The organism is Martinezella rhizogenes (assembly GCF_027460065.1).
Classification (GTDB): domain Bacteria; phylum Pseudomonadota; class Alphaproteobacteria; order Rhizobiales; family Rhizobiaceae; genus Agrobacterium; species Agrobacterium rhizogenes_C.
Window position 1 is genome coordinate 317,676 of the sequence record NZ_JAPYZZ010000003.1, and the last position, 21,937, is coordinate 339,612.

General features: G+C 60.4%; 22 protein-coding genes. 19 read left to right on the plus strand and 3 right to left on the minus strand.

The genetic code is table 11. The annotated features are described in order from the left end of the window. The first annotated feature begins 133 nt into the window (after positions 1-133). Positions 134-895 carry an IclR family transcriptional regulator gene (locus tag O8B93_RS07995; protein WP_269709305.1) on the plus strand — a complete coding sequence of 254 codons (762 nt, stop codon included), beginning with the start codon at positions 134-136 and terminating at the stop codon, positions 893-895. On the opposite strand, the gene O8B93_RS08000 is transcribed toward O8B93_RS07995, so the two are convergent. Further along, on the minus strand, positions 865-1,794 hold the full coding sequence (locus O8B93_RS08000; RefSeq protein WP_269709306.1) for a helix-turn-helix domain-containing protein: 930 nt from the start codon (positions 1,792-1,794) through the stop codon (positions 865-867). The genes O8B93_RS07995 and O8B93_RS08000 overlap by 31 nt on opposite strands. A gap of 117 nt (positions 1,795-1,911) precedes the next feature. Between O8B93_RS08000 and pobA the strand changes: the two genes are divergently transcribed. After that, positions 1,912-3,084 (plus strand): 4-hydroxybenzoate 3-monooxygenase, encoded by a 1,173-nt coding sequence (pobA, locus tag O8B93_RS08005; protein WP_269709307.1) that lies wholly within the window; start codon positions 1,912-1,914, stop codon positions 3,082-3,084. Here pobA and pcaQ read toward each other — a convergent pair. After that, complete coding sequence (gene pcaQ / locus O8B93_RS08010) at positions 3,078-4,022, minus strand: pca operon transcription factor PcaQ (protein WP_269709308.1); 945 nt, start codon at positions 4,020-4,022, stop codon at positions 3,078-3,080. The genes pobA and pcaQ overlap by 7 nt on opposite strands. Positions 4,023-4,116: 94 nt before the next feature. Between pcaQ and pcaD the strand changes: the two genes are divergently transcribed. The 12 genes from pcaD (at position 4,117) to aroQ (ending at position 13,432) form a co-directional block, all read left to right on the plus strand. Beyond that, complete coding sequence (pcaD, locus tag O8B93_RS08015) at positions 4,117-4,914, plus strand: 3-oxoadipate enol-lactonase (RefSeq protein WP_269709309.1); 798 nt, start codon at positions 4,117-4,119, stop codon at positions 4,912-4,914. Between the two features lie 3 nt (positions 4,915-4,917). Then, complete coding sequence (gene pcaC, locus O8B93_RS08020) at positions 4,918-5,367, plus strand: 4-carboxymuconolactone decarboxylase (RefSeq protein WP_269709310.1); 450 nt, start codon at positions 4,918-4,920, stop codon at positions 5,365-5,367. After that, a complete protein-coding gene (pcaH, locus tag O8B93_RS08025) occupies positions 5,364-6,104 on the plus strand; it encodes a protocatechuate 3,4-dioxygenase subunit beta (RefSeq protein WP_080812824.1) in 741 nt (246 codons plus the stop codon). Before pcaC ends, pcaH begins: the two co-directional genes overlap by 4 nt. 2 nt (positions 6,105-6,106) lie before the next feature. After that, a complete protein-coding gene (pcaG, locus tag O8B93_RS08030) occupies positions 6,107-6,727 on the plus strand; it encodes a protocatechuate 3,4-dioxygenase subunit alpha (protein WP_269709311.1) in 621 nt (206 codons plus the stop codon). Positions 6,728-6,745: 18 nt separating this feature from the next. Continuing rightward, complete coding sequence (locus O8B93_RS08035) at positions 6,746-7,807, plus strand: 3-carboxy-cis,cis-muconate cycloisomerase (protein WP_269709312.1); 1,062 nt, start codon at positions 6,746-6,748, stop codon at positions 7,805-7,807. Between the two features lie 368 nt (positions 7,808-8,175). Continuing rightward, a complete protein-coding gene (locus O8B93_RS08040) occupies positions 8,176-8,844 on the plus strand; it encodes an amino acid ABC transporter permease (protein WP_269709313.1) in 669 nt (222 codons plus the stop codon). Between the two features lie 10 nt (positions 8,845-8,854). Then, positions 8,855-9,505, plus strand: a complete 651-nt coding sequence (locus O8B93_RS08045; protein WP_006316552.1) for an amino acid ABC transporter permease — start codon at positions 8,855-8,857, stop codon at positions 9,503-9,505. A gap of 43 nt (positions 9,506-9,548) precedes the next feature. Next, on the plus strand, positions 9,549-10,388 hold the full coding sequence (locus tag O8B93_RS08050; RefSeq protein ID WP_269709314.1) for a transporter substrate-binding domain-containing protein: 840 nt from the start codon (positions 9,549-9,551) through the stop codon (positions 10,386-10,388). Positions 10,389-10,422: 34 nt separating this feature from the next. Then, positions 10,423-11,259, plus strand: a complete 837-nt coding sequence (locus O8B93_RS08055; RefSeq protein ID WP_269709315.1) for a transporter substrate-binding domain-containing protein — start codon at positions 10,423-10,425, stop codon at positions 11,257-11,259. 30 nt (positions 11,260-11,289) lie between these two features. Then, positions 11,290-12,051 carry an amino acid ABC transporter ATP-binding protein gene (locus O8B93_RS08060; RefSeq protein WP_006316555.1) on the plus strand — a complete coding sequence of 254 codons (762 nt, stop codon included), beginning with the start codon at positions 11,290-11,292 and terminating at the stop codon, positions 12,049-12,051. A 71-nt stretch (positions 12,052-12,122) separates the two neighbouring features. Further along, a complete protein-coding gene (locus tag O8B93_RS08065) occupies positions 12,123-12,992 on the plus strand; it encodes a shikimate dehydrogenase (RefSeq protein ID WP_269709316.1) in 870 nt (289 codons plus the stop codon). Then, positions 12,989-13,432 carry a type II 3-dehydroquinate dehydratase gene (aroQ, locus tag O8B93_RS08070; protein WP_269709317.1) on the plus strand — a complete coding sequence of 148 codons (444 nt, stop codon included), beginning with the start codon at positions 12,989-12,991 and terminating at the stop codon, positions 13,430-13,432. The genes O8B93_RS08065 and aroQ overlap by 4 nt, the downstream gene beginning before the upstream one ends. On the opposite strand, the gene O8B93_RS08075 is transcribed toward aroQ, so the two are convergent. Beyond that, the gene (locus tag O8B93_RS08075) at positions 13,407-14,099 is read right to left on the minus strand and encodes a TetR/AcrR family transcriptional regulator (protein WP_121692129.1); all 693 of its coding nucleotides are present in this window, start codon (positions 14,097-14,099) and stop codon (positions 13,407-13,409) included. The two genes, aroQ and O8B93_RS08075, sit on opposite strands and share 26 nt — an antisense overlap. Positions 14,100-14,221: 122 nt before the next feature. On the opposite strand from O8B93_RS08075, the gene O8B93_RS08080 reads away from it, so the two are divergent. The 5 genes from O8B93_RS08080 to O8B93_RS08100 all read left to right on the plus strand — a co-directional run bounded on the left by O8B93_RS08080 (position 14,222) and on the right by O8B93_RS08100 (position 21,936). Further along, positions 14,222-16,123, plus strand: coding sequence for a bifunctional sugar phosphate isomerase/epimerase/4-hydroxyphenylpyruvate dioxygenase family protein (locus O8B93_RS08080; RefSeq protein ID WP_269709338.1), 1,902 nt, complete (start codon positions 14,222-14,224; stop codon positions 16,121-16,123). A gap of 560 nt (positions 16,124-16,683) precedes the next feature. Next, the gene (locus O8B93_RS08085; RefSeq protein ID WP_269709318.1) at positions 16,684-18,504 is read left to right on the plus strand and encodes an ABC transporter ATP-binding protein; all 1,821 of its coding nucleotides are present in this window, start codon (positions 16,684-16,686) and stop codon (positions 18,502-18,504) included. 41 nt (positions 18,505-18,545) lie between these two features. Continuing rightward, positions 18,546-20,081: an ABC transporter substrate-binding protein gene (locus O8B93_RS08090; RefSeq protein WP_269709319.1), complete on the plus strand. Its 1,536-nt coding sequence runs from the start codon at positions 18,546-18,548 to the stop codon at positions 20,079-20,081. Between the two features lie 76 nt (positions 20,082-20,157). Further along, positions 20,158-21,081 carry an ABC transporter permease gene (locus O8B93_RS08095; protein ID WP_003505487.1) on the plus strand — a complete coding sequence of 308 codons (924 nt, stop codon included), beginning with the start codon at positions 20,158-20,160 and terminating at the stop codon, positions 21,079-21,081. 6 nt (positions 21,082-21,087) lie between these two features. Further along, the gene (locus O8B93_RS08100; protein WP_020811984.1) at positions 21,088-21,936 is read left to right on the plus strand and encodes an ABC transporter permease; all 849 of its coding nucleotides are present in this window, start codon (positions 21,088-21,090) and stop codon (positions 21,934-21,936) included. Position 21,937 lies beyond the last annotated feature (1 nt).

Genomic DNA, 21,937 nt, shown 5'->3' on the forward strand with positions numbered 1-21,937 from the left:
AACCTCCATCCAGCCAAGCGGATGGACCGGCAAGGCTGCGTGGCCATGAGGTAAAGCCGAAATTGCATCGACGGCAAGGATTTTGTGCGTTATATGATTTTTGTTCGTATATCGCACAAAATGGAGCTTAGGCATGGCCGTCAGCGAAAGAGACATGATGGGCGGTCTCGCCAAGGGATTGCGGGTCATCGAGGCTTTCAGCGCCGAGCGGCCGCGATTGTCGATTTCAGATGCGGCGGAGATCGCCGGGCTGGACCGCGCCACGACGCGCCGCTGTCTGCTGACGCTTTCGGAGCTTGGTTATGCCGCCTATGACGGCAAATTCTTCACCGTGACACCGAAGGTGCTGCGGCTCGGCACCGGCTGTCTTGCCACCATGCCGCTGCCGAAGATCGTGCAGCCGCTTATCGACCACCTCTCGGAAGAAATCGGCCAGAGCACCTCCGTCTCGATTCTGGACGAGACCGAAATCGTTTATGTGGCTCGCGCCGCGCAGCAGCGGGTGATGTCGATTGCACTGATGCCGGGGTCGCGCTTGCCCGCCTATTGCACCTCGATGGGCCGCGTTCTTCTTTCCGTGCAGCTACCCGAGCGGCAGCGCGATATTCTCGAAGCCTCCCGGCTGGTCGCCCGCACGGAAAAGACGATCACCGACATGGAAGCTCTGCTCGCCGAAATCGAGGTGACCGGCCATCGCGGTTATGCGCTGATCGATCAGGAAGTGGAGATTGGTCTTCGCTCCATCGCCGTACCGCTGAAAAATGTGCGTGGCCAGACGGTTGCTGCGCTCAATGTCGGGCTTGCCGCTTCAGTCGCCTCAATGGAAGATCTGGTGGAGCGTTATCTGCCGGCGCTTCTCTCCGTTCAGCGGGAACTGGCGAGAATGCTGGTCTGAGACTGAGGCGGTGTCAGCCGCGCGCCCATATCACCCATTTTGCGCTGTTCGGCGAGACGCCAGGTGCGGGGCGTCATGCCGGTCTCCCGCCTGAAGAAGCGGTTGAAATAAGCGGGATCGGCAAAACCCAGCCCTTCGGCGATCATCTGCACGCTGGAGACCGTAAAGATCAGCTCCTGCTGGGCGATCTCGATCTGACGCTTAGCGATCAGCCGTTGCAGGCTGAGGCCGGAAACCGAACGGACGAGCCGGTTAAGGTGGGTTTCGGAAAGCCCGAGTTTCCCTGCATAAAATCCGGCTTTTTGCGGCTCGCGGATATGGCGGGCAATCAGCGAGAGCAACCGTTCGAAACGCTGCTCAGCAAGGCCCTCGCCGCTGGTTTCCAAAAGCGGTCGCGCCGCCCGTGAAAGAAGCGCAACCAAGGTGGCGAGCTGGCCTTCGATCATCGCATCGCGACCGATCTCGCGCGCCTCATATTCCGTGGAAATCCGTTCGAAACCGCTGCGCAGACCCTCTTTCTCAGTAAAATCCCGCAAGGGCACAAGCACCGGCTGCTGGAAATTCCGCAGCAAAAGCGCCTGCACCGACGCCGGCAGCGCTCCCGGCAGCATGGTGACGATCACCCCGCCAATATCGCGTGAAAAACGGAAGCCATGTTCAAAACCCGGCGGCACGATGATGGCGACCGGCGGGCGGATCGGCTCGATGCGACCCTCCAGCAACGCATCGCCCTCACCGCCAAAAATGTACAAGATTTGCAGAAAGGCGGCATGACGGTGCAGACCGATTTCAAAGCGGTGCAGGCTGCTTCGCGAAAAAAGCGTCTCGCAATGGAAGCGAAAATCGGTGCCCTGTACGCCTTCTTCGCCATAAAGCCCTTCATTGGCAGTTACCCGCATCCCACCCCGCTCCTCCGTCCGATGGTCGGATTGTGCAATTTACGGGCCGGAAAGTCCATTGAGCTTGTGACCGGCCTTGGTCAATTTCTTGACCGGAGACAAGTTCGGGAGGAAACAATGCGTACACAGGTCGTCATCATCGGCTCCGGCCCATCGGGGCTGCTGCTGGGCCAGCTTCTGGCGAGAGCCGGCGTAGAGACCGCCATTCTCGACCGGGTCAGCAAGGATTACATCCTCGGCCGTGTCCGCGCCGGCGTGCTGGAGGAAGGCACGGTGCAGCTGATGGAAAAGGTTGGCGCGGACAAGCGCCTGCACCGCGAAGGCCTGCCGCATGACGGTTTTTCGCTGACCTTCGATGGTCGCGACCACCGTATCGATCTGTTTGATCTGACGGGCGGTAAACGCGTGATGGTTTATGGCCAGACCGAGGTCACCCATGATCTGATGGATGTGCGCGAGGCGGCAAACCTTGTGACCATCTACGACGCCGCCAATGTCCAACCGCATGATTTCGATGGCGCAAGCCCCTATGTCACCTATCAGAAAGACGGCGTAACCCACCGGATCGATTGCGATTTCATCGCCGGTTGCGATGGTTTCCACGGGGTCAGCCGCAAATCCGTGCCGCAAGGCGCGATCAAGGAATTCGAGAAGGTCTATCCTTTCGGCTGGCTCGGCATTCTCGCCGACGTGCCGCCCGTCAACCACGAACTGATCTATGCCAACCATCCGCGCGGTTTTGCCCTCTGTTCCATGCGCTCGCACACACGCAGCCGGTATTATATACAATGTTCACTGGATGACCGGCCGGAAGACTGGAGCGACGAGCGTTTCTGGGATGAAATCCGCCGCCGCCTGCCGGAAAACCATGCGGATGAAATGGCGACCGGTCCATCCTTTGAGAAATCCATCGCGCCGCTCCGGTCCTTCGTCAGCGAGCCAATGCGGTTTGGTCGGCTGTTCCTCGCAGGCGACGCTGCCCATATCGTGCCGCCGACGGGCGCCAAGGGCCTCAACCTCGCCGCCAGCGACGTGCATTATCTGAGCGAGGCGCTGATCGAGTTTTATCGCGAAAAATCTGAAGCCGGCATCGATGCCTATTCGCAGAAGGCGCTTTCGCGCGTCTGGAAGGCCGTCCGCTTCTCATGGTGGATGACGACGATGATGCATCGTTTTCCCGATACGGAGGATTTCGGCCAGCGCATCCAGGAGGCCGAACTGGATTATCTCGTGCAATCGCGCGCCGCTTCCACGGCGCTTGCGGAGAATTATGTGGGGCTTCCTTACTGAGAGGCAGCCTCCGCCCTCCCATCCAGCAGCTCACCCGCCGCCTCGCGAATAGCCTGCATCAGCAGCGACAGCGGCAACGAGGGCTGCGTATCGGCCCTCACCGTCAGCCCCACCGGGCCGCTGGTATCGCCGGTCTCCACCGGCAGGATGGCCAGAATGCCATCGGCCACATCCGCTGCCACCACGCCTTCCGAGATGATCCAGATCGCATCACTGGTGCGCAGGAAGGCGCGGCCGAAGGCGTCGGACACGGTTTCGATACGGATCGGCAGGGCCGGAACGCCGTTGGCGATCAGGAACTGCTCGACGACAGGGCCAATCACCGATTGCCGTGTCGGCATCAGCACCGGATATTCATGCAGGTGATCGAACACCGAAAGACCCGGTGATAAAAGCGGATGGCCGGCGCGCACCACGAAACGCACTTTCTCCGAATAGAGATGTTCGAAGGAAAAGCCCGCCATTTTCTGCGGCGCGGCGAGACGCCCAACGACGAGGTCTAGATCGCCGACGCGCAGCTGCTCCAGAAGCACGGCGTTTTCGCCCGTCACGATCTTCACCGGGCTGCCGGTCTTTTCCGCCAGAAAACCGGCCATCGCCTGCGGCATGATCCGCACCGAAACCGTGGGCAGGGCGCCGACCCGGACGGGAGGACCGGCACGCGCCGCCTCCTGCGAGACCGAATCGACCGCCTGTCGCAGCGCCGTCATCGTCGCACCGGCATGGCGCAGAAAGACCTCGCCATAACGGCTGATGCGAATGCCGCGCCCCTCCCGGTCGAACAGCGACACGCCGAGAATCTCTTCCAGTTCGCGAATGGTCTTCGTCACCGCCGGCTGGCTGACATGCAGGATTTCCGCAGCGCGGATAACGCTTTTCTGGCGCGCCACCTCCACGAAGGTCTGCAGGTGGCGGAACTTGATACGCTGATCGACCATCGCTCATATAATCCAGTGGTTATGATTTTCATCGATAATGTCATTTTACTTAACCGGAACCGGCTTGCAATATTCTTCGCAGGAGGAGCATGCCATGCATTTTCTGCACTGCGGCGAGACTGTGATCCATTATCGCGTCAAGGGACTGGACAGCGGCAAGCCTGTGATCGCCTTCATCAATTCGCTCGGCACGGATTTCCGCATCTGGGATGCGGTCATCGAGGCGCTTGGCGATGACTATGCCTATGTGCTGCACGACAAGCGCGGCCATGGTCTTTCCGACGTCGGGCGTGCTCCCTATTCCATCGACGATCATGCCGGTGACCTGATTGCGCTTCTCGATCATCTCGGCGTCAAAAGCGCCGTCATCTGGGGCCTGTCCGTCGGCGGACTGATTGCGCAGGGGCTTTATGCCCGCCGGCCCGATCTCGTTCGGGCACTGGTGCTCAGCAATACCGCTCACAAGATCGGCACGACTGAGATGTGGAATGCCCGCATCGACAAGATCGCCGCCGATGGCCTCGCCTCGCTGGTCGACCCCGTCATGGAGCGCTGGTTCACGCCCACCTTCCGCCAGCCCGAGAATGCCGCCTATGCCGGCGCGCGCAACATGCTCTCGCAACAGCCGGAAGCGGGTTATAGCGGCACCTGCGCCGCCATCCGCGATGCGGATTTCACCGAAGAGGCGGAGCGCATCGCCGTGCCGACGCTCTGTATCGCGGGTGATCAGGACGGCTCCACCCCGCCGGAACTGGTGCAGTCGCTGGCGGGCCTCATCCCCGCAAGCCGCTTCGTCACCCTTGCCGGCTGCGGCCACATCCCCTGCCTTGAACAGCCGCTCGCTTATGCGCAGGCAGCCTCGATTTTTCTCAAGACCTTGCCGGAGCATTGACCGATGGCGGACCATATCGACAAGAACGAACGTTTCGAACAGGGCATGAAGACCCGCCGCTCGGTGCTGGGCGACGCCCATGTCGACCGGGCGCAAACCATGACGTCCGGCTTCGACCAGCCCTTCCAGCAGCTCATCACCGAGGCCGCCTGGGGCACGGTGTGGTCCGGCAACCACTGGACGAAGCGCGAGCGTTCGATGGTCACCATCGCCCTGCTCGCAGCGCTCGGTCAGGATGAGGAACTGGCCATGCATGTGCGCGCCACCGTCAATACCGGCGCCACGGAGGCGGATATTCGCGAAGCGCTGCTGCATGTGGCGATCTATGCCGGCGTTCCCGCCGCCAACCACGCTTTCAAGATCGCCAAGCTTGCCCTGGCCAGCATGAAGGCCGATAGTTCCCCTGATAAGTCTGGCACTGATAATTCTGGCGATGGGGAGGAGACGAAATGAGCAACCAGCCGCCTGAAACCGGGCCCTTCTTCGCGCGCAACCGCGATATTCACCCGCTGGCCTATGCGCCCGGCTACAAGACCTCGATCCTGCGCTCGCCGCAACGCGCGCTGATTTCGCTGGAAGGCACAAAAAGCGAGATCACCGGCCCCGTCTTCGGCCATGGCATGCTGAACCCGCTGGATAACGACCTCATCCTCAACTATGCCCGCCCCGGCGAAATGCCCATCGGCCCGCGCCTTCTGGTGCATGGCCGGGTGCTGGACGAGCGTGGCCGCGGCGTGGATGGCGCGCTGGTGGAATTCTGGCAGGCCAATGCCGGCGGCCGCTACCGCCACAAGAAGGAAAGCTACCTTGCCGCCATCGATCCGAATTTCGGCGGCGTCGGCCGCACGATCACGGATGAGAACGGTTATTACTGGTTCAAGACCATCCAGCCCGGCGCTTATCCCTGGCCGAATGGTGTCAATGACTGGCGACCGGCCCATATCCATTTCTCGGTCTTCGGCCACGGCTTTGCCCAGCGGCTGATCACCCAGATGTATTTCGAGGGCGACCCGCTGATCTGGAAATGTCCGATCGTCAAGACCATTCCGGATGAGGATGCCATCAAAAGACTGATCGCGCCGCTGGACATGAATGCGACGCTGCCGATGGACATGCTGGCCTATAAGTTCGATATCGTCCTGCGCGGCCGCCGCTCGACCCTTTTCGAAAACCGCATGGAGGGCAACTGACCATGGTTCAGCCGCTCAACTATTTCAAGGAAACCGCCTCGCAGACGGCAGGCCCCTATGTACATATCGGCTGCACGCCGAATTTCGTCGGCATCGAAGGCGTGTTCGAAAAGGATCTGGGTTCCGGTCCGCTTTATAACGACAAGGCCCGCGGTGAACGCATAAGCGTGCGCGGCACAGTCTATGACGGTGCGGGCATGGCGCTGAAGGATGCGCTGATCGAAATCTGGCAGGCCGATACCGACGGTTATTACAACAGCCCCAGCGAAACCCGCGGCAAGGCCGACCCGAACTTCATCGGCTGGGGCCGCTCGCCGGGTGACATGGATACCGGCGAATTCGTCTTCGAGACCATCAAGCCCGGCACGGTGCCGTTCCGCGATGGCCGCCCGATGGCGCCGCACATCACCTTCTGGATCGTCGCGCGCGGCATCAATATCGGCCTGCAGACCCGCATGTATTTCCCGGAGGAACAGGAGGCCAATGCGGCCGACCCGGTTCTCGCCCGCATCGAGCAGAAAAGCCGCATCGCCACGCTTGTCGCCAAAAAGGAGGAAGGCAACGTCTATCGTTTCGATATCCGCCTTCAGGGCGAAGGCGAAACCGTGTTTTTCGATATCTGAGCCCAACGGACAAGTGAAATGAGCCTTTCCCCCTTCGAGCATCCGTTTCTCTCAGGCCTTTTCGGCGATAGCGAGATCGTCGAGCTTTTTTCGGCAAAAGCGGATATCGACGCCATGATCCGCTTCGAGACGGCACTGGCGCAGGCGCAAGTGGGGACCGGCATCATCTCCGAGGATGTGGCGAAGGCGATCGTCTCGGGGCTTTCGGAGTTTGCCGCCGATATGACCGCCCTTCGCCATGGCGTCGCCAAAGACGGCGTGGTGGTGCCTGAACTAGTGCGGCAGATGCGGGCAGCCGTCGCCGGCAAGGCGGCGGAAAAGGTGCATTTCGGCGCAACCAGCCAGGATGTCATCGATACCAGCCTGATGCTGCGGCTGAAAATGGCGACGGAAATCATCGCTGCCCGGCTCGGCCAGCTCATCGATGCGCTCGGAGACATCGCCTCCCGCGATGGCCATAATGCGCTCACCGGTTACACCCGCATGCAGGCTGCCATAGGAATAACCGTGGCCGACCGCGCGGCAAGCTGGATCGCGCCGCTTGAGCGCCACCTGCTCAGGCTGGAAACCTTCGCGCAGAGCGGTTTTGCCCTGCAATTCGGCGGTGCGGCCGGAACGCTGGAAAAGCTCGGCGACACTGCCGGAGCCGTGCGGGCCGATCTCGCCAGGCGGCTCGGTCTCGCTGACAAACAGCAATGGCAAAGCCAGCGCGACGGCATCGCCGAATTCGGCAATATTCTCTCGCTCGTGACAGGGACGCTCGGCAAGTTCGGGCAGGATATTGCGCTGATGGCCGAGCTCGGTACGGAAATCCGTCTCTCCGGCGGCGGCGGTTCTTCTGCCATGCCGCACAAGCAGAATCCGGTCAATGCCGAAACGCTGGTGGCGCTTGCCCGCTTTAATGCCGTGCAGATCTCCGCGCTGCACCAGTCGCTCGTGCATGAACAGGAACGGTCCGGCGCGGGCTGGATGCTGGAATGGTTGTCGCTTCCGCAAATGGTGACGGCAACGGGTGCCTCGCTGCTGATCGCCGAACGGCTGGCAGTGCAGATAGACAGGCTCGGTACGAACGGCAACTAGCCGCAGGCGGGTTCGTTTTGATCGCATCAAGGGGTTTCCGGCACTGCCAGACGGCGTGCCGGAGGCGGGTTGGCCGCGCGTGGAAAGCGCTTGCGGTTTCACGTCTTAGTCATTGATAAAAACACTTTATTCGAAAATTCAAGAAATGAAAAAACAGCGCGAAAGCTGTTTTTTAACCGGACATAATGCTTGACACAAAAATGAACTAACTGGTACAAACATTATGATTAACACCATGCCGGTGAGGAAGGCTCAAAGCCTGCGGCGGCAGGAACTGACAAAAATGGAGGGCTTTGGCGCCGCAAGGTTCCGGAGCAATGCGGACAAGGCGAAACGCCTGTTCGGACCCGAACGGGTTGGGAGGAAGAATGTCTTACAGTCTCGATTTTTCGGCGGTCATAGAGCGCCTGCCCGAGCTGCTTTTGGCCTGTCTTGCGACAATCGGCCTGGCGATTGCCGGCATGTCGCTCGCGACAGTCATCGGCGTTCTCGGCGTCGTTGCCCGCCGTTCACGCTTCAAGCTGCTGCGCGCGCTCGTCATCGGTTTTGTGGAAGCCATCCGCAACACGCCGTTTCTGGTGCAGATATTCTTCATCTTCTTCGCCCTGCCGCAGATCGGCATCAAGCTCAACCCGACCGTGACTGCCATCATCGCGCTCGCTCTCAACGGCGGCGCCTATGCGATTGAAATCATTCGCGGCGGCGTCGATTCCATTCCCAAGGGCCAGGTGGAGGCGGGACTGGCGCTCGGCCTGCACCGCGCGCAGATTTTCCGTCATATCATCCTGAAGCCGGCGCTGCGGGCGGTTTATCCCTCGCTCACCAGCCAGTTCATCATGCTGACGCTGACCACCTCGGTCTGCACCTCGATTGCGGCTTACGAACTGACCTCGGTGGCGCAGAAGATCGAGGCAGATACGTTCCGTTCCTTCGAGGTCTATTTCTCGATCACGCTGCTCTATCTGGTCATTTCCTCGCTGATGATGGGCATTTTCGCGCTCATCTCGCGTGCATCCTTCAGCTATCCGGTCAAGTGAGGAAAAGACAATGGCATCAATCGGTCCCAACGAACTCTTCTTCCTGATGCAAGGCCTGAAATGGACCCTTGCGCTGACCTTGATCGGCTTCATCGGCGGCGGTGTCTTCGGCCTTTGCGTGGCGCTGGCCCGCGTCGCGGACAGCCCGGCAATCCAGCGCGCGAGCATGGCTTTCATCGCCGTTTTCCAGGGCACGCCGCTCCTGATGCAGCTTTTCGTGGTTTATTACGGCGTGGCGCTTGCGGGCCTCAACGTCGATGCCTGGATCGCGGTCGCTATTGCCTTTACCCTGCATGCCAGCGCCTTCCTCGGCGAAATCTGGCGCGGCGGCATCCAGGCAGTGCCGAAGGGCCAGACCGAGGCTGCCAATGCGCTCGGCCTGCATTACGTGTCACGCATGAAGGACGTGGTTCTGCCGCAGGCCTTCAAGATTTCACTGCCGGCCACCATCGGTTTCCTCGTACAGCTCATCAAGGGCACCTCGCTTGCGGCAATCGTCGGCTTCGTCGAGCTGTCGCGCGCCGGCCAGATCGTCTCCAACCAGACGTTCCGTCCGCTCACCGTCTTCGCCATCGTCGGCATCATCTATTTCCTGATCTGCTGGCCGCTTTCCCTGTGGGGCGCCGGCGTTGAAAAGCGGCTGCAGGCCGCATCCCGCTAATCGTCAAAAATCATCTCATCAGCTTTGTAAGGAGGAGCAAAAGATGAAAACTACCAACATGAAATTCTCACGCCGCGCGCTGCTCGCGCTCGCCGCGGCAACCGTCGCCCTGCCCTTTGTCGCGCCGGTCGATGCTTCCGCCGCCACGGTGGAAGAGGCCAAGGCCAAGGGCAAGGTCGTCATCGGCATTCAGGGCGATAATTCGCCATGGGGCTTCGTCAATTCCAGCGGCGTGCAGGATGGTCTCGATGCCGATATCGGCAAGGCCTTTGCCGACTATCTCGGCGTCAAGGTGGAATTCGTGCCGCTCGCCGTGGCCAACCGCATCCCGGCACTTTTGACCGGCAAGGTCGACCTCTTGTTCGCGACCATGGGCATGACCGCCGAGCGCGCCAAGACTATTCAATATTCCAAGCCCTATGCCGGCAACGTGCTCTCCGTTTATGGCCCCAAGGACAAGAAGATTACCGGCTATGACGATCTGACCGGCGTGGCCGTCGGTGTGCCGAAGTCGAGCGCTATGGACACCTCGATCACGGCAGGCGCCGGCTCGAAAGCAAACATCCTGCGCTTCGACGATGATGCCGCCAATATTCAGGCACTCATCTCTGGTCAGGTCGAGGTCATCGGCGGCAACCAGTTTTATGGTGACCGGCTGAACAAGGCGGCCGAAGGCAAATACGAGCCGAAATTCGATCTCACGACGCTTTATAACGGCGCCGGCACCCGGCCGGGTGAAAAGGACTGGAACGAAACCGTCAACGCCTTCCTCGACAAGATCAAATCGGACGGCCAGCTGGCCAAGATCTACGACAAGTGGATGAAGCGCGAAGTTCCCGCTTTCCCGGAAAGCCTGCCGGACATTCCTTTCACCGTGAAGTGAAGGATCGGGACAGGTATATTGGGAGGAGTAACCAATGGGAATCTTTGAGACAAAGATACGTTGGCGGACGGCCCTCGCAGTCGGATTGGCAGCGCTGCTGCCGATCCTGACACCCGCAGGGGCAGACGCCCGGACGCTGGAAGAGGCAAAATCCAGCGGCAAGATCGTAATCGGCATTCAGGGTGACAACGCGCCCTGGGGCTTCATCAATTCCTCCGGCGTGCAGGAAGGCTACGATGCCGACCTGGCCAGAGGGTTTGCGGATTATCTCGGCTTGAAAGTGGAGTTCGTGCCGCTTGCCGTCGCCAACCGCATTCCGTCGCTGCGCACCGGCAAGGTCGACGCCCTGTTCGCGTCGATGGGGATGACGCCGGAACGGGCCAAGAACGTGCAATATGCACAGCCTTACGCGCATAACGTCATGTCGGTTTACGCCACCAAGGACAAGAAGATCGTCAATTTTGACGATCTGACCGGAATGACCGTTGGCGCGCCGAAATCCAGCCCGATGGACACAGCCTTGACTGCCGGTGCGGGTACGAAAGCGAATATCCTTCGTTTCGATGACGACGCCGCCACCATCCAGGCGATCCTGTCGGGCCAGATCGAGGCGATCGGCGGCAACCAGTTTTATGGAGACCGTCTCGCGGCGGCTGGCGGCAAGGATTACGAGGTGAAGTTCGACCTCGTGACCCTCTATAACAGCGCCGCCACGCGCCCCGGTGAAAAGGACTGGAACGAGGCGCTCAACGCCTGGCTCGACAAGGCCAAGGCCAATGGCGACCTCGCAAAAGTCTATGCCAAATGGATGAAGCGCCCGGTTCCGGACTTCCCGGCCTCGCTTCCCGACATTCCCTACACCATCAACTAAACGCCGCTGTAAAGCATGAAGGAAAGTTCCATGTCGCAATCCTCCGCCGCACAGGCTCCGCTGATCGCCCTTGAAGGGGTTGGAAAGTGGTATGGAGCCTTCCATGCGCTTAAAGGCGTCAACATGACGGTTCGCAAAGGCGAAAAGATCGTTCTTTGCGGCCCGTCGGGTTCGGGCAAATCCACCCTCATCCGCTGCATCAACCATCTGGAGGAAATCCAGGAGGGCAAGATCACGGTCGAGGGTACCACGCTGTCGGATTCCAGCCGCGCCATCGATGCGGTTCGCCGCGAAGTGGGAATGGTGTTCCAGAGCTTCAATCTCTTCCCGCACAAGACTATCATGGAAAACTGTACCCTTGCCCCGATGCGGGTGAAGGGTCTCTCCAAGGCCGATGCGGAGGCGACGGCCCGCAAATATCTGGAGCGCGTGCGCATTCTCAACCAGGCCGACAAGTACCCGGCACAGCTTTCCGGCGGCCAGCAGCAGCGTGCGGCGATTGCCCGGGCACTGTGCATGGAACCGAAGGCGATGCTGTTCGACGAGCCGACTTCGGCACTGGACCCGGAAATGGTGAAGGAAGTGCTCGACACCATGATCGGCCTTGCCCGCGACGGCATGACGATGATCTGCGTGACCCATGAAATGGGTTTCGCCCGCCAGGTGGCCGACCGCGTGGTCTTCATGTCGGAAGGCGAGATCATCGAGGAAGGCCCGCCGGAAGAATTCTTCCGCGATCCCAAGCACCAGCGTACGCGCACGTTCCTCGGCGAAATTCTCGCCCACCACTGAGGTTCGCGCGCTCTTAAGGCGGGCGGGATTGTCCCGCCTCTCCCACACCGTCCGATGAGCGACACCTGATCATGACAGAAAAAACCGCCTACAAGGTCGGCCTGATAGGCGCCGACATCCAGCTTTCCAAATCGCCCGCGCTGCACATGCGCGAGGGTGCGGCCCATGGCCTCGACTATTCCTACGAGCTTGTGGATGTTACCGCCCGCAAACTGCCGCAGAGTAGCCTTCCCGCTCTTCTCGACGAGCTGGAGGCGCGCGGTTTTGCCGGGACGAACATCACGCATCCCTTCAAGCAGGCCGTTATTCCGCATCTGCATGAACTCTCCGACGATGCCCGCATGCTGGGCGCGGTCAACACCGTCGTCTTCCGGGATGGACGCCGCATCGGCCACAATACCGACTGGTACGGTTTTTACGAAAGCTTCGTGCGCGGCCTGCCGGATGCAAAGCGCGACCGGGCGCTTCTGGTCGGCGCAGGTGGTGCAGGCGTTGCGGTGGCCCATGCCACGTTGAAGCTCGATATAAGCCGTCTCGATATCTTCGACCGGGATTTTCCACGAGCCGAACGTCTCGCCGACGAACTCAATGCCCGTTTTGGCGAAGGCCGCGCCTTCGCGGTCAAGGACCCGGCCGACTCGCTGCCCTTTGCCGATGGCCTGATCCATGCCACGCCGATGGGCATGCCCGCCCATCCCGGCATGCCTGTTGCAGCCGAGCTGATCGAACCAAAGCACTGGGTCGCCGATATCGTCTATATGCCGCTGGTGACCGAGCTTCTGGCGACCGCGGCCAGCAAGGGATGCCGAACCCTGCCCGGCGGCGGCATGACCGTGTTCCAGGCCGTCGGCGCATTTCGCCTCTTTTGCGGCCGCGAGCCGGATGCGAAACGCATGACGGCGCATTTCACAGAACTTTGCATGGCGGAGGGCGTGGCATGAGCCTTTTTACGATCCTGAACGGTCCGAACCTCAATCTGCTCGGCCAGCGCCAGCCGGAAATCTACGGCTACGAGACGCTCGCCGATGTCGAGGCCGATTGCCGTGCCATCGCCGAAGCCGCCGGCCACGAGCTGTTTTTTGCCCAGAGCAACAGGGAATATGAGCTGATCGACTGGATCCATGAAGCCCGCGGCAAGTCCGCGGGTATCGTCATCAATCCGGGCGCCTTTACCCATACGTCGGTGGCGATCCTCGATGCGCTGAACGCCTTCGAGGCGCCAGTCATCGAAGTCCATATTTCCAACATCCACAAACGCGAGGTCTTCCGGCACCATTCCTATGTGTCGACCCGTGCCGAAGGCGTGATCGCCGGTCTTGGCATCGAAGGTTACGGGGTGGCACTAAGCCACCTCATCAACCGTTTTTCCCGATCCTCGTAATATGCTCGGGCTTCAGCACATAGCGCAGCAACATCTCCGCCACATGCGCGGACAGCGCTTCCTGGCCAGCCTCACTGAAAAGCGTATCGCCAAAATTGAACGAAAAAGTTTCGGTGTTCGAGACGTTGTAAAAAGACAGTGCGCTGATCTGCCAATGCAGCTCAAGAGCGTCCAATCCCGGCCGGAACAGACCAGTATCCTGCCCGCGCTTCAATATTCGCCGCATGATTTCGATGGCAGGCCGGTTGACGTTGCGGATCGCCTCCGAAACCCTGATGTGCCTGCCGTGGTGAATGTTCTCCGTCATGACCATCCGGACGAAAGCGGGGTTGCGACGATGATGCTCGAAGGTGAAGCGACAGAGTTTCTCCAGCGCGGCAATAGGCTCCAGATCATCCAGCTCAAGGTTGCCTTCGCCGCCGCGCACCTGCGCATAGGCTTCCTCCAGGACGCGTTTGTAGAGGCCTTCCTTGTCGCCGAAATAATAATAGATCATGCGCTTGGACGTGCGCGTGCGCGCCGCGATCTCATCAATGCGCGCGCCGGAGAGGCCGTTCTGCGAAAACTCATCCATGGCGACGGAAAGAATGTCGCGGCGAACCCCTTCCGGATCGCGCTTCGCCTGCCGGCTTTCTCGGGTTGCGTTCGAAGTCGCGCTTTTGGTCATCATCCATTCCATCGGTGCGGCGGCGGCCTTAAGGTCACGCCCTGCTTATTAACCAATTAGTACATAAGGCTGAAAAGGAAGGCAATATGGCGAGCTATGACACAGGAAGACACGGCATGCCAATGCGCACATCCATCGCAACCGTGTCGATCAGCGGCGAGTTCCCCGAAAAGCTGGCCGCCATCGCCAAGGCCGGCTTTTCCGGCGTGGAGATTTTCGAGAATGATTTCCTGACCTATGACGCCTCTCCGCGCGAGGTGAAGGCGCTTGCCGCCGATCACGGGCTTGATATCACCCTCTTCCAGCCGTTCCGCGATTTCGAGGGCATGCCGGAACCGCACCGCGCCCGTGCTTTCGAGAGGGCTGAGCGGAAATTCGATATCATGGGCGAACTTGGCACCGATCTGATGCTGATCTGCTCGAATGTCTCTCCGGTCTCGCTCGGCGGCATCGACCGCGCCGCCGCTGATTTCCATCAGCTCGGTGAACTGGCCGCAAAACATGGCGTGCGCGTCGGTTACGAGGCGCTGGCCTGGGGCCGCCATATCAGCGATCACCGCGATGCCTGGGAGGTGGTGCGCCGTGCCGATCACGCCAATGTCGGCATCATTCTCGATAGTTTCCACACGCTGTCGCGCAAGATCGATCCCAATTCGATCCGCTCCATTCCCGGCGACAAGATCTTCATCGTACAGCTGGCCGATGCGCCGCTGATCGACATGGACCTGCTCTACTGGAGCCGCCATTTCCGCAACATGCCGGGTGAAGGCGATCTGCCTGTCGTGGATTTCATGCGCGCCGTGGCCGCGACGGGTTATAGCGGACCGCTGTCGCTGGAAATCTTCAACGACCAGTTCCGCGGCGGCTCCGCCCGACTGCTTGCCGAAGATGGCCACCGTTCGCTGATCAACCTCATGGACCAGGTGCGGCGTCTTGAACCCGATATCCGCATCGACGTGCCCGCCATGCCGGAACGGGTTGAGACGCAGGGTGTGGAATTTGTCGAGTTCACCACGGCACCGGAGGAAAAGGCCAATCTGGAAGCGCTGCTCACCACGCTCGGTTTTGAAAAATCAGCGCAGCACCGCAACCGCGCGGTCGATCTTTATACGCAGGGCGATATCCGCATTGTCATCAATACCAGCGATGACGGCGACAGCTTTGCCGGTGCTTCCTATTCGATCCACGGCACCAATGCCTATGCCTTCGGGCTGAAGGTTGACGATGCCAAAGCGGCGCTGGCGCGCGCCGAAGCGCTCGGCGCACCGACCTTCGCGGAACCACGCAAGACAGGCGAAGTCGCCGTTCCCGCCATTCAGGGCGTCGGCAATGGCGTCATCTATTTCCTCGATGCGTCACCGGCGCTCGCCTCCATCTGGGACAAGGAATTCGTCTCCACGGGTAGCCCGAAAGCACAGGGCGATGCCGGACTGACGCGCATCGATCATCTCGCGCAAACAACGCATTATGATGAAATGCTGACCTGGCTTCTGTTCTACACCTCGCTGTTTTCCTCCCGCCGCACCCCGATGATCGATGTGGTCGATCCAGGTGGGCTGGTGCGCAGCCAGGCGATTGAAAGCGTGCCCTCACCGCATTTCCGCCTGACGATGAACGGCGCGGACAATCGCAAGACCTTCGCCGGCAAATTCCTGGCCGAAGGTTTCGGCACCAGCATCCAACACATCGCCTTTGCCACCGACGACATTTTCGCCACGGCCAAGGCGATGCAGGCGCGCGGCTTTCACGCCCTGCCGATCTCGCGCAATTATTACGACGACCTCGAAGCCCGTTTCGGGCTGGAGCCGGAGTTTTCCGATGCCCTGCGAGAAGCGAGCATTCTTTATGACCGCGACGACAATGGCGAATATTTCCAGATCTACAGTCGCACCTTCGGGGAAGGTTTCTTTTTCGAGATCATCGAACGGCGCGGCGCTTACGGCGGTTATGGCGCCATGAACGCCCCCTTCCGCATCGCCGCGCAACGCCGCCTTGCGCCTCCCGTTGGCATGCCGAAGGAATAACAGCCTGCATGAAATCGGTGGCTTTGAGGCAGGAGGGTGCTCCTTCCATCCTGCCGCCACCTTCCCCTTCCCTCATCCCTGTGCTCGTCACAGGAATGAGGGAGAGAGGACGCGATAGACCATCCGCAAAGCTTAATCTCGGCATGCCCCGCACTAAACCGCGCCCAATTAAAATGCACATTGCGCATTTGTAGAGCAGTACACAAAAATTGTTCAACACTCTGGACATGATTGTTCTGTTTTGTTAGCTTTTTCGGCAAAACAAGGGTGGGGGAATAAAGTTTCATGCGCATCGTGGAATCTGCGGCCGACGCAAATTATCCTGATGGTACCTGTGAGGTCATCAGCCGCGCTTCCGTGGCATTGCGGGCTTTGAATTGCCCGGCGGCGTCCAAGGCGCCTTCCACCGGCAAAGCGGCCTGAGACATGCGGTCCCTCGTGACATTCCTGTCCTGTCCGCATGGCACCGCCCGGCGAATGCCTGCCCGCGACCTTTTCCCCTTTTCCATTTCAGACGACTGCGCCAGAATTGCCGCGCGAGCCATGACGGAGACGATAATATGACTGCCGCAAACGCAAACGCCCTCCTGTCCGTCGAAGGCCTGAGCGTCGAGTTTGGTAACAGCCGCGTCGTGGACGATATCTCCTTCCGCGTCGAACCCGGCCGCACCGTCGCGGTCGTCGGTGAATCCGGGTCGGGAAAATCTGTCACCTCGCTCTCCACCATGCGCCTTGCGGACATGATGGGCGCGACCTACCCCACCGGCAAAATCCTGTTTGAAGGCAGGGACTTGCTGAAGGCTTCGCAGAAAGAGATGCGCTCGATCCGCGGCAAGGAGATCGCCATGATCTTCCAGGAGCCGATGACCTCGCTCAATCCCGTCTTCACCATCGGCGACCAGATCTGCGAAGTGCTTGTTTTGCATGAGAAGCTCGGCAAGACGGCTGCCATGGCGCAAGCCCGCGAGCTGCTCGAAATGGTGCGCCTGCCCGATGCGGCCGAGCTTCTCAAGCGTTATCCGCACCAGCTGTCCGGCGGCATGCGCCAGCGTGTGATGATCGCCATGGCGCTCGCCTGCCGGCCGAAGCTTTTGATCGCCGACGAGCCGACGACAGCGCTCGATGTGACCATTCAGGCGCAGATCCTCAACATCATGCGCGACCTGCAGAAGAAACTCGGCATGGGCATGGTCTTCATCACCCATGATATGGGCGTGGTGGCGGAAATGGCCGATGACGTCGTTGTCATGTGGAAGGGCAAGAAGGTTGAGGAAGGCCCGGTGAAGGATATCTTCGCCAACCCGCAGCACCCTTATACGCGCGCCCTGCTTTCCGCCGTACCGCGCCTCGGCAGCATGGAAGGCGAAGCTTTCCCGAAGCGGCTACCGCTCACCGTGTTGCAGGATGGCCAGCCTGTGGTGATCGGTGAAGAGCGCGTTCAGGACACCGCGAAATACGATCAGAAACCGCTTCTATCGGTGAAGGACCTGTTCGTTCGCTTCGATATTCGCAAGAACCTGTTCGGCAAGGCGACGCACCGTTGCAGCGCCGTGCAGAAGGTGAGCTTCGATATTCACGCCGGCGAAACGCTGGCGCTGGTGGGCGAGTCCGGTTCGGGCAAATCCACCATCGGCCGCACCATTCAGCAGCTGCAGACGGCCGTGTCGGGCGAAATTGCCTTCAACGGACGCAGCTATTCGCAGATGTCGGCGGCGGAACGCTTCCGCATGCGCCAGGAAGTGCAATACATCTTCCAGGACCCCTTCGCCTCTCTCGATCCGCGCAAGACGGTCGGCTTTTCCATTGCCGAGCCGATCAACACCCATGGTTTGATCAATGATCAGAAGGCCGTACGCCGGCGCGTGGATGAGTTGCTGGAACGCGTGGGCCTCAGCTCGGAACATGCCGCGCGTTATCCGCACGAATTTTCCGGCGGCCAGCGCCAGCGCGTCTGCATTGCCCGCGCGCTTGCCTCCGATCCGAAGCTCATCATTGCCGATGAGGCGCTCTCGGCGCTCGATGTCTCCATTCAGGCGCAGATCATCAATCTGTTCATGGATCTGCAGGCCGAGCGTGGCCTCGCCTATCTCTTCATCAGCCATGACATGGCTGTCGTGGAAAAGATGAGCCACCGCGTCGCCGTGCTTTATCTCGGCCAGATCATGGAAATGGGTAGCCGCCGGCAGGTGTTCGAAACGCCGACGCATGATTATACCCGCCGCCTGCTGTCGGCCGTGCCGGTTGCCGACCCGACCATTGAGCGCCGCATCGCCATGATCGAGGGCGAAATACCCAATCCCGTGCGCCGTGTCGGCGATGAGCCGGCCATTCTCGCCCATGAGGAAATCAATCCGGGCCACTTCATCGCGAAGAGCACCTGAATAACAACCAGAACCGCAACCATCTGAAGAGGAACAGGTAGATGACAATAATCAAGAAGGGGATGACGACAACGTTCGTCGCGCTTGCCATGGCCGCCACGGCCTTCACCGCCGCACCGGCTTTCGCCGCCGGCAAGATGACCATTTCCAGCCCGCAGGACCCGGGCAGCTGGGATCCGATCGACACCTTCCTCGTGCAGTGGGCGGCGGTCGCCACCAACATTTTCGATGGCCTGACCTATCGCGGCCCGGATCTGAAGCTGGCGCCCGGCCTTGCCGAATCCTGGGAAGAGCTGGATGAGGGCAAGCGCATCCGCTTCAAGCTGCGCCAGAACGTCAAGTTCCACAATGGCGAACCCTTCAACGCCGCCGCCGTCAAGTTCACCTTCGAGCGCCTTCTTGGCGAACAGGGTGCCAAGGGCCCGCAGCGCTCCAACTATGTCGCCATCGAAAGCGTCGATGTCATCGACGATTACACGGTGGATATGAAGTTGAAGGCCCCCGATCCGGTGCTGCTCACCAAGCTTGCCGGTTATGGCGGCATGATCGTTCCGCCTGAATATATCAAGGAAAAGGGCGAGGACAATTTCAACCTCAACCCTGTCGGCACCGGCGCGTTCAAATTCGTTTCCTACGCGCCGAAGACCAATATCAAGCTGGAAGCCAATCCCGATTACTGGGGCGGTGCACCAAAACTCTCCGAGCTTGAATATCGCTTCATCGCCGAGCCAGCGACCGCCGTTGCCGAATTGCAGGCCGGCCGCGTCGACCTCGTCATTCCGCCGACAATCCCGATCGGCATGATCCCGGTCATCGAAGGCGATTCCAAGCTTGAGATCGTCAGCGTTCCCGGCCCGACGGTGGATGCGCTGCGTTTCAACACCCGTGACGGCATCACAGCCGATCCGAAGGTGCGCAAGGCGATCATCATGGCCGTCGACCGCGGCACCATTGTCAAGTCGATCCTCGCCGGTCAGGCATCCGAGATTGCAAGCTTCCAGAGCGCGCTGTCCTTCGGTTACGACGCGGAACTGAAGCCGCTGCCTTACGATCCTGAAGGTGCGAAAAAGCTCCTCGCGGAAGCAGGCGTCAAGGCAGGTGCGGCGCTGCAGATCGATATCCGCGGCAATGACGCGACGATGAACGAGGTGGCGCAGGTTATTTCCAGCTACCTCTCCATGGTCGGCATTACCGCCACCATCAAGCCCTATGAGACCAACGTTCTGCTGAACGACATCATTCCGCAGGGCAAGACCGGCGCGATGTTCCAGCAGAAATGGGGCGGCTGGACCTTCGATTACGACAACACGGCCTATTCCATGTATCACTCGGGTGAAAAGTGGAACCCTTACGACAAGGACGAGAAGCTCGACAAGCTCCTGGAATCCCAGCGTCCGCTGACCGACCGTGCCGAGCGCGAAAAGATCCTCAAGGAAATCGGCAGCTATACCGCCGAACGCGCGCTGGAAATCCCGCTTTACAACACCAATGCCATTTACGGCATCAACAAGCGGGTCAAGGGTTTCGTCGCACCGCCGGATAACCGCCTGAAGCTGACCGACGTCACCGTCGAATAATCAGGCTGTTTTCTGATCAACACACCTTGCCCGCCGCAATGCGGGCAAGGTCGGGTCTCTCTTCAAGGTAAAAAACGTGGCCGGTTTCCTCATCAAGCGATTGCTGCAGGCGATTTTTGTCGTCATCGCCATCACCCTTCTCGTTTCTTTCGCCATTCGCCTCACCGGCGATCCGGCTGTCACCATGTTCCAGGGCGGCGGCAGCATGACGGAAGACGATCTGGCGCGCATTCGCGCGGCGCTGGGCACCGACCGGCCGTTCTTCGTGCAATATTTCAGTTTCCTGAAGGGCCTCGTGACACTCGATTTCGGCCGCAGTTTCACCGGCAGCACGCCGGTCTCGCGGCTCATCGCCGATGCCCTGCCCGCCACGCTGCTGCTCGCCTTTATCTCGATGGCGGTGTCGATCGCGCTTTCCATTCCGCTCGGCATCAAGGCCGCGACCTCGCGCGGCAAGACGGCCGATCAGGTAATCCGCATCTTCTCGCTCGTCGGCCTGTCCTTCCCGAATTTCTGGCTAGCGACCATGCTGGTGCTGCTGTTCTCCATTACGCTCGGCTGGCTGCCGCCCAGCGGCATGGGCGGCTTTGCAAGCTACATCATGCCATCGGTCACCATGGGTGTGATCCTCACCGCCACCAATGTCCGCCTCGTTCGCACGGCGATGCTGGATACGCTGCGCTCGCAATATGTCATGGTGGCGCGCGCCAAGGGCCTCAGCGAAAGCAAGGTTCTCTACAAACATGCGCTGCGCAATTGCGCCATTCCGCTCATCACCTATTTCGGCCTGCAATTTGGCGGGCTTCTCGGCGGCATCGTCGTCATCGAGCGCGTCTTTAACTGGCCGGGTCTCGGCACGCTGGCCTTCGATGCGGTCGGCGCGCGTGATTATCCCGTGCTTCAGGCCGTCATCACCGTGCTGTCGCTGATGATCGTCGGCATCAACCTTCTGGTCGATATCGCCTACGGGCTTGTCGATCCGCGCATCCGCACGGAGTAAGTGACGATGGCTGCCAAAACCTCGCGTCTCGCGCGCTTCACCAATCTCGAATTCGTCCTCGGCGCGTTCCTCACGACCGTCATCTGCCTTGCCGTCGTCTTTTCCGACGTGCTGTTTCCGGGCGGTGCGGACAAGATCGACCTGATGGCGCGCCTTGCCAAGCCCTTCGCCAATGCCGCCCATCCGCTCGGCACCGATCCGCTCGGCCGTGACGTGCTCGCCCGTGTCGTCGCCGGCGGCAAGATTTCGCTGCTGGTCGGTTTTACCTCGGTCATCGGCGCGGTCATCTTCGGCGTCGCGGTCGGTCTGGTCGCCGGTTATTATCGCGGCTTCTGGGACATGCTGGTCATGCGTTTTGCCGATATCCAGCTCGCCATGCCCTTCATTCTTCTGGCCATCACCTTCATCGCCATTGTCGGCGGCAGCCTCACCAACACCATCATCCTCCTGATCGTCTCGCAATGGGTGCAATATGCCCGCCTCGTGCGCGGCTCGGTGCTGACGCTCAGGGAGCGGGAATTCATCCTGTCTGCCCGCGCCATCGGCGTGAAGGACTGGCGTATCATCCTCCAGCATCTGCTGCCGAACCTCATCGGCCCTGTTATCGTGCTGATGACGCTCAACGTCGCCAATAACATCCTGCTGGAAAGCAGCCTCACCTTCCTCGGCCTCGGCGTCGATCCGACCATTCCGAGCTGGGGCGGCATGCTGGCGGATGGTCGCACTTACCTGCAGACGGCATGGTGGGTCAGCGTTTTCCCCGGTCTTGCCATTCTGCTCACCGTGCTTGGCCTCAACCTTCTCGGCGACTGGCTGCGCGACAGCCTTGACCCAACAGGCAGAACCTCGAGGTAAT

Bases quoted from the DNA above. Each gene is read 5' to 3' on its own strand.
- O8B93_RS07995 (WP_269709305.1), top strand. From the start codon at position 134: ATGGCCGTCAGCGAAAGAGACATGATGGGCGGTCTCGCCAAGGGATTG.
- O8B93_RS08000 (WP_269709306.1), bottom strand. From the start codon at position 1,794: ATGCGGGTAACTGCCAATGAAGGGCTTTATGGCGAAGAAGGCGTACAG.
- pobA (WP_269709307.1), top strand. From the start codon at position 1,912: ATGCGTACACAGGTCGTCATCATCGGCTCCGGCCCATCGGGGCTGCTG.
- pcaQ (WP_269709308.1), bottom strand. From the start codon at position 4,022: ATGGTCGATCAGCGTATCAAGTTCCGCCACCTGCAGACCTTCGTGGAG.
- pcaD (WP_269709309.1), top strand. From the start codon at position 4,117: ATGCATTTTCTGCACTGCGGCGAGACTGTGATCCATTATCGCGTCAAG.
- pcaC (WP_269709310.1), top strand. From the start codon at position 4,918: ATGGCGGACCATATCGACAAGAACGAACGTTTCGAACAGGGCATGAAG.
- pcaH (WP_080812824.1), top strand. From the start codon at position 5,364: ATGAGCAACCAGCCGCCTGAAACCGGGCCCTTCTTCGCGCGCAACCGC.
- pcaG (WP_269709311.1), top strand. From the start codon at position 6,107: ATGGTTCAGCCGCTCAACTATTTCAAGGAAACCGCCTCGCAGACGGCA.
- O8B93_RS08035 (WP_269709312.1), top strand. From the start codon at position 6,746: ATGAGCCTTTCCCCCTTCGAGCATCCGTTTCTCTCAGGCCTTTTCGGC.
- O8B93_RS08040 (WP_269709313.1), top strand. From the start codon at position 8,176: ATGTCTTACAGTCTCGATTTTTCGGCGGTCATAGAGCGCCTGCCCGAG.
- O8B93_RS08045 (WP_006316552.1), top strand. From the start codon at position 8,855: ATGGCATCAATCGGTCCCAACGAACTCTTCTTCCTGATGCAAGGCCTG.
- O8B93_RS08050 (WP_269709314.1), top strand. From the start codon at position 9,549: ATGAAAACTACCAACATGAAATTCTCACGCCGCGCGCTGCTCGCGCTC.
- O8B93_RS08055 (WP_269709315.1), top strand. From the start codon at position 10,423: ATGGGAATCTTTGAGACAAAGATACGTTGGCGGACGGCCCTCGCAGTC.
- O8B93_RS08060 (WP_006316555.1), top strand. From the start codon at position 11,290: ATGTCGCAATCCTCCGCCGCACAGGCTCCGCTGATCGCCCTTGAAGGG.
- O8B93_RS08065 (WP_269709316.1), top strand. From the start codon at position 12,123: ATGACAGAAAAAACCGCCTACAAGGTCGGCCTGATAGGCGCCGACATC.
- aroQ (WP_269709317.1), top strand. From the start codon at position 12,989: ATGAGCCTTTTTACGATCCTGAACGGTCCGAACCTCAATCTGCTCGGC.
- O8B93_RS08075 (WP_121692129.1), bottom strand. From the start codon at position 14,099: ATGACCAAAAGCGCGACTTCGAACGCAACCCGAGAAAGCCGGCAGGCG.
- O8B93_RS08080 (WP_269709338.1), top strand. From the start codon at position 14,222: ATGCGCACATCCATCGCAACCGTGTCGATCAGCGGCGAGTTCCCCGAA.
- O8B93_RS08085 (WP_269709318.1), top strand. From the start codon at position 16,684: ATGACTGCCGCAAACGCAAACGCCCTCCTGTCCGTCGAAGGCCTGAGC.
- O8B93_RS08090 (WP_269709319.1), top strand. From the start codon at position 18,546: ATGACAATAATCAAGAAGGGGATGACGACAACGTTCGTCGCGCTTGCC.
- O8B93_RS08100 (WP_020811984.1), top strand. From the start codon at position 21,088: ATGGCTGCCAAAACCTCGCGTCTCGCGCGCTTCACCAATCTCGAATTC.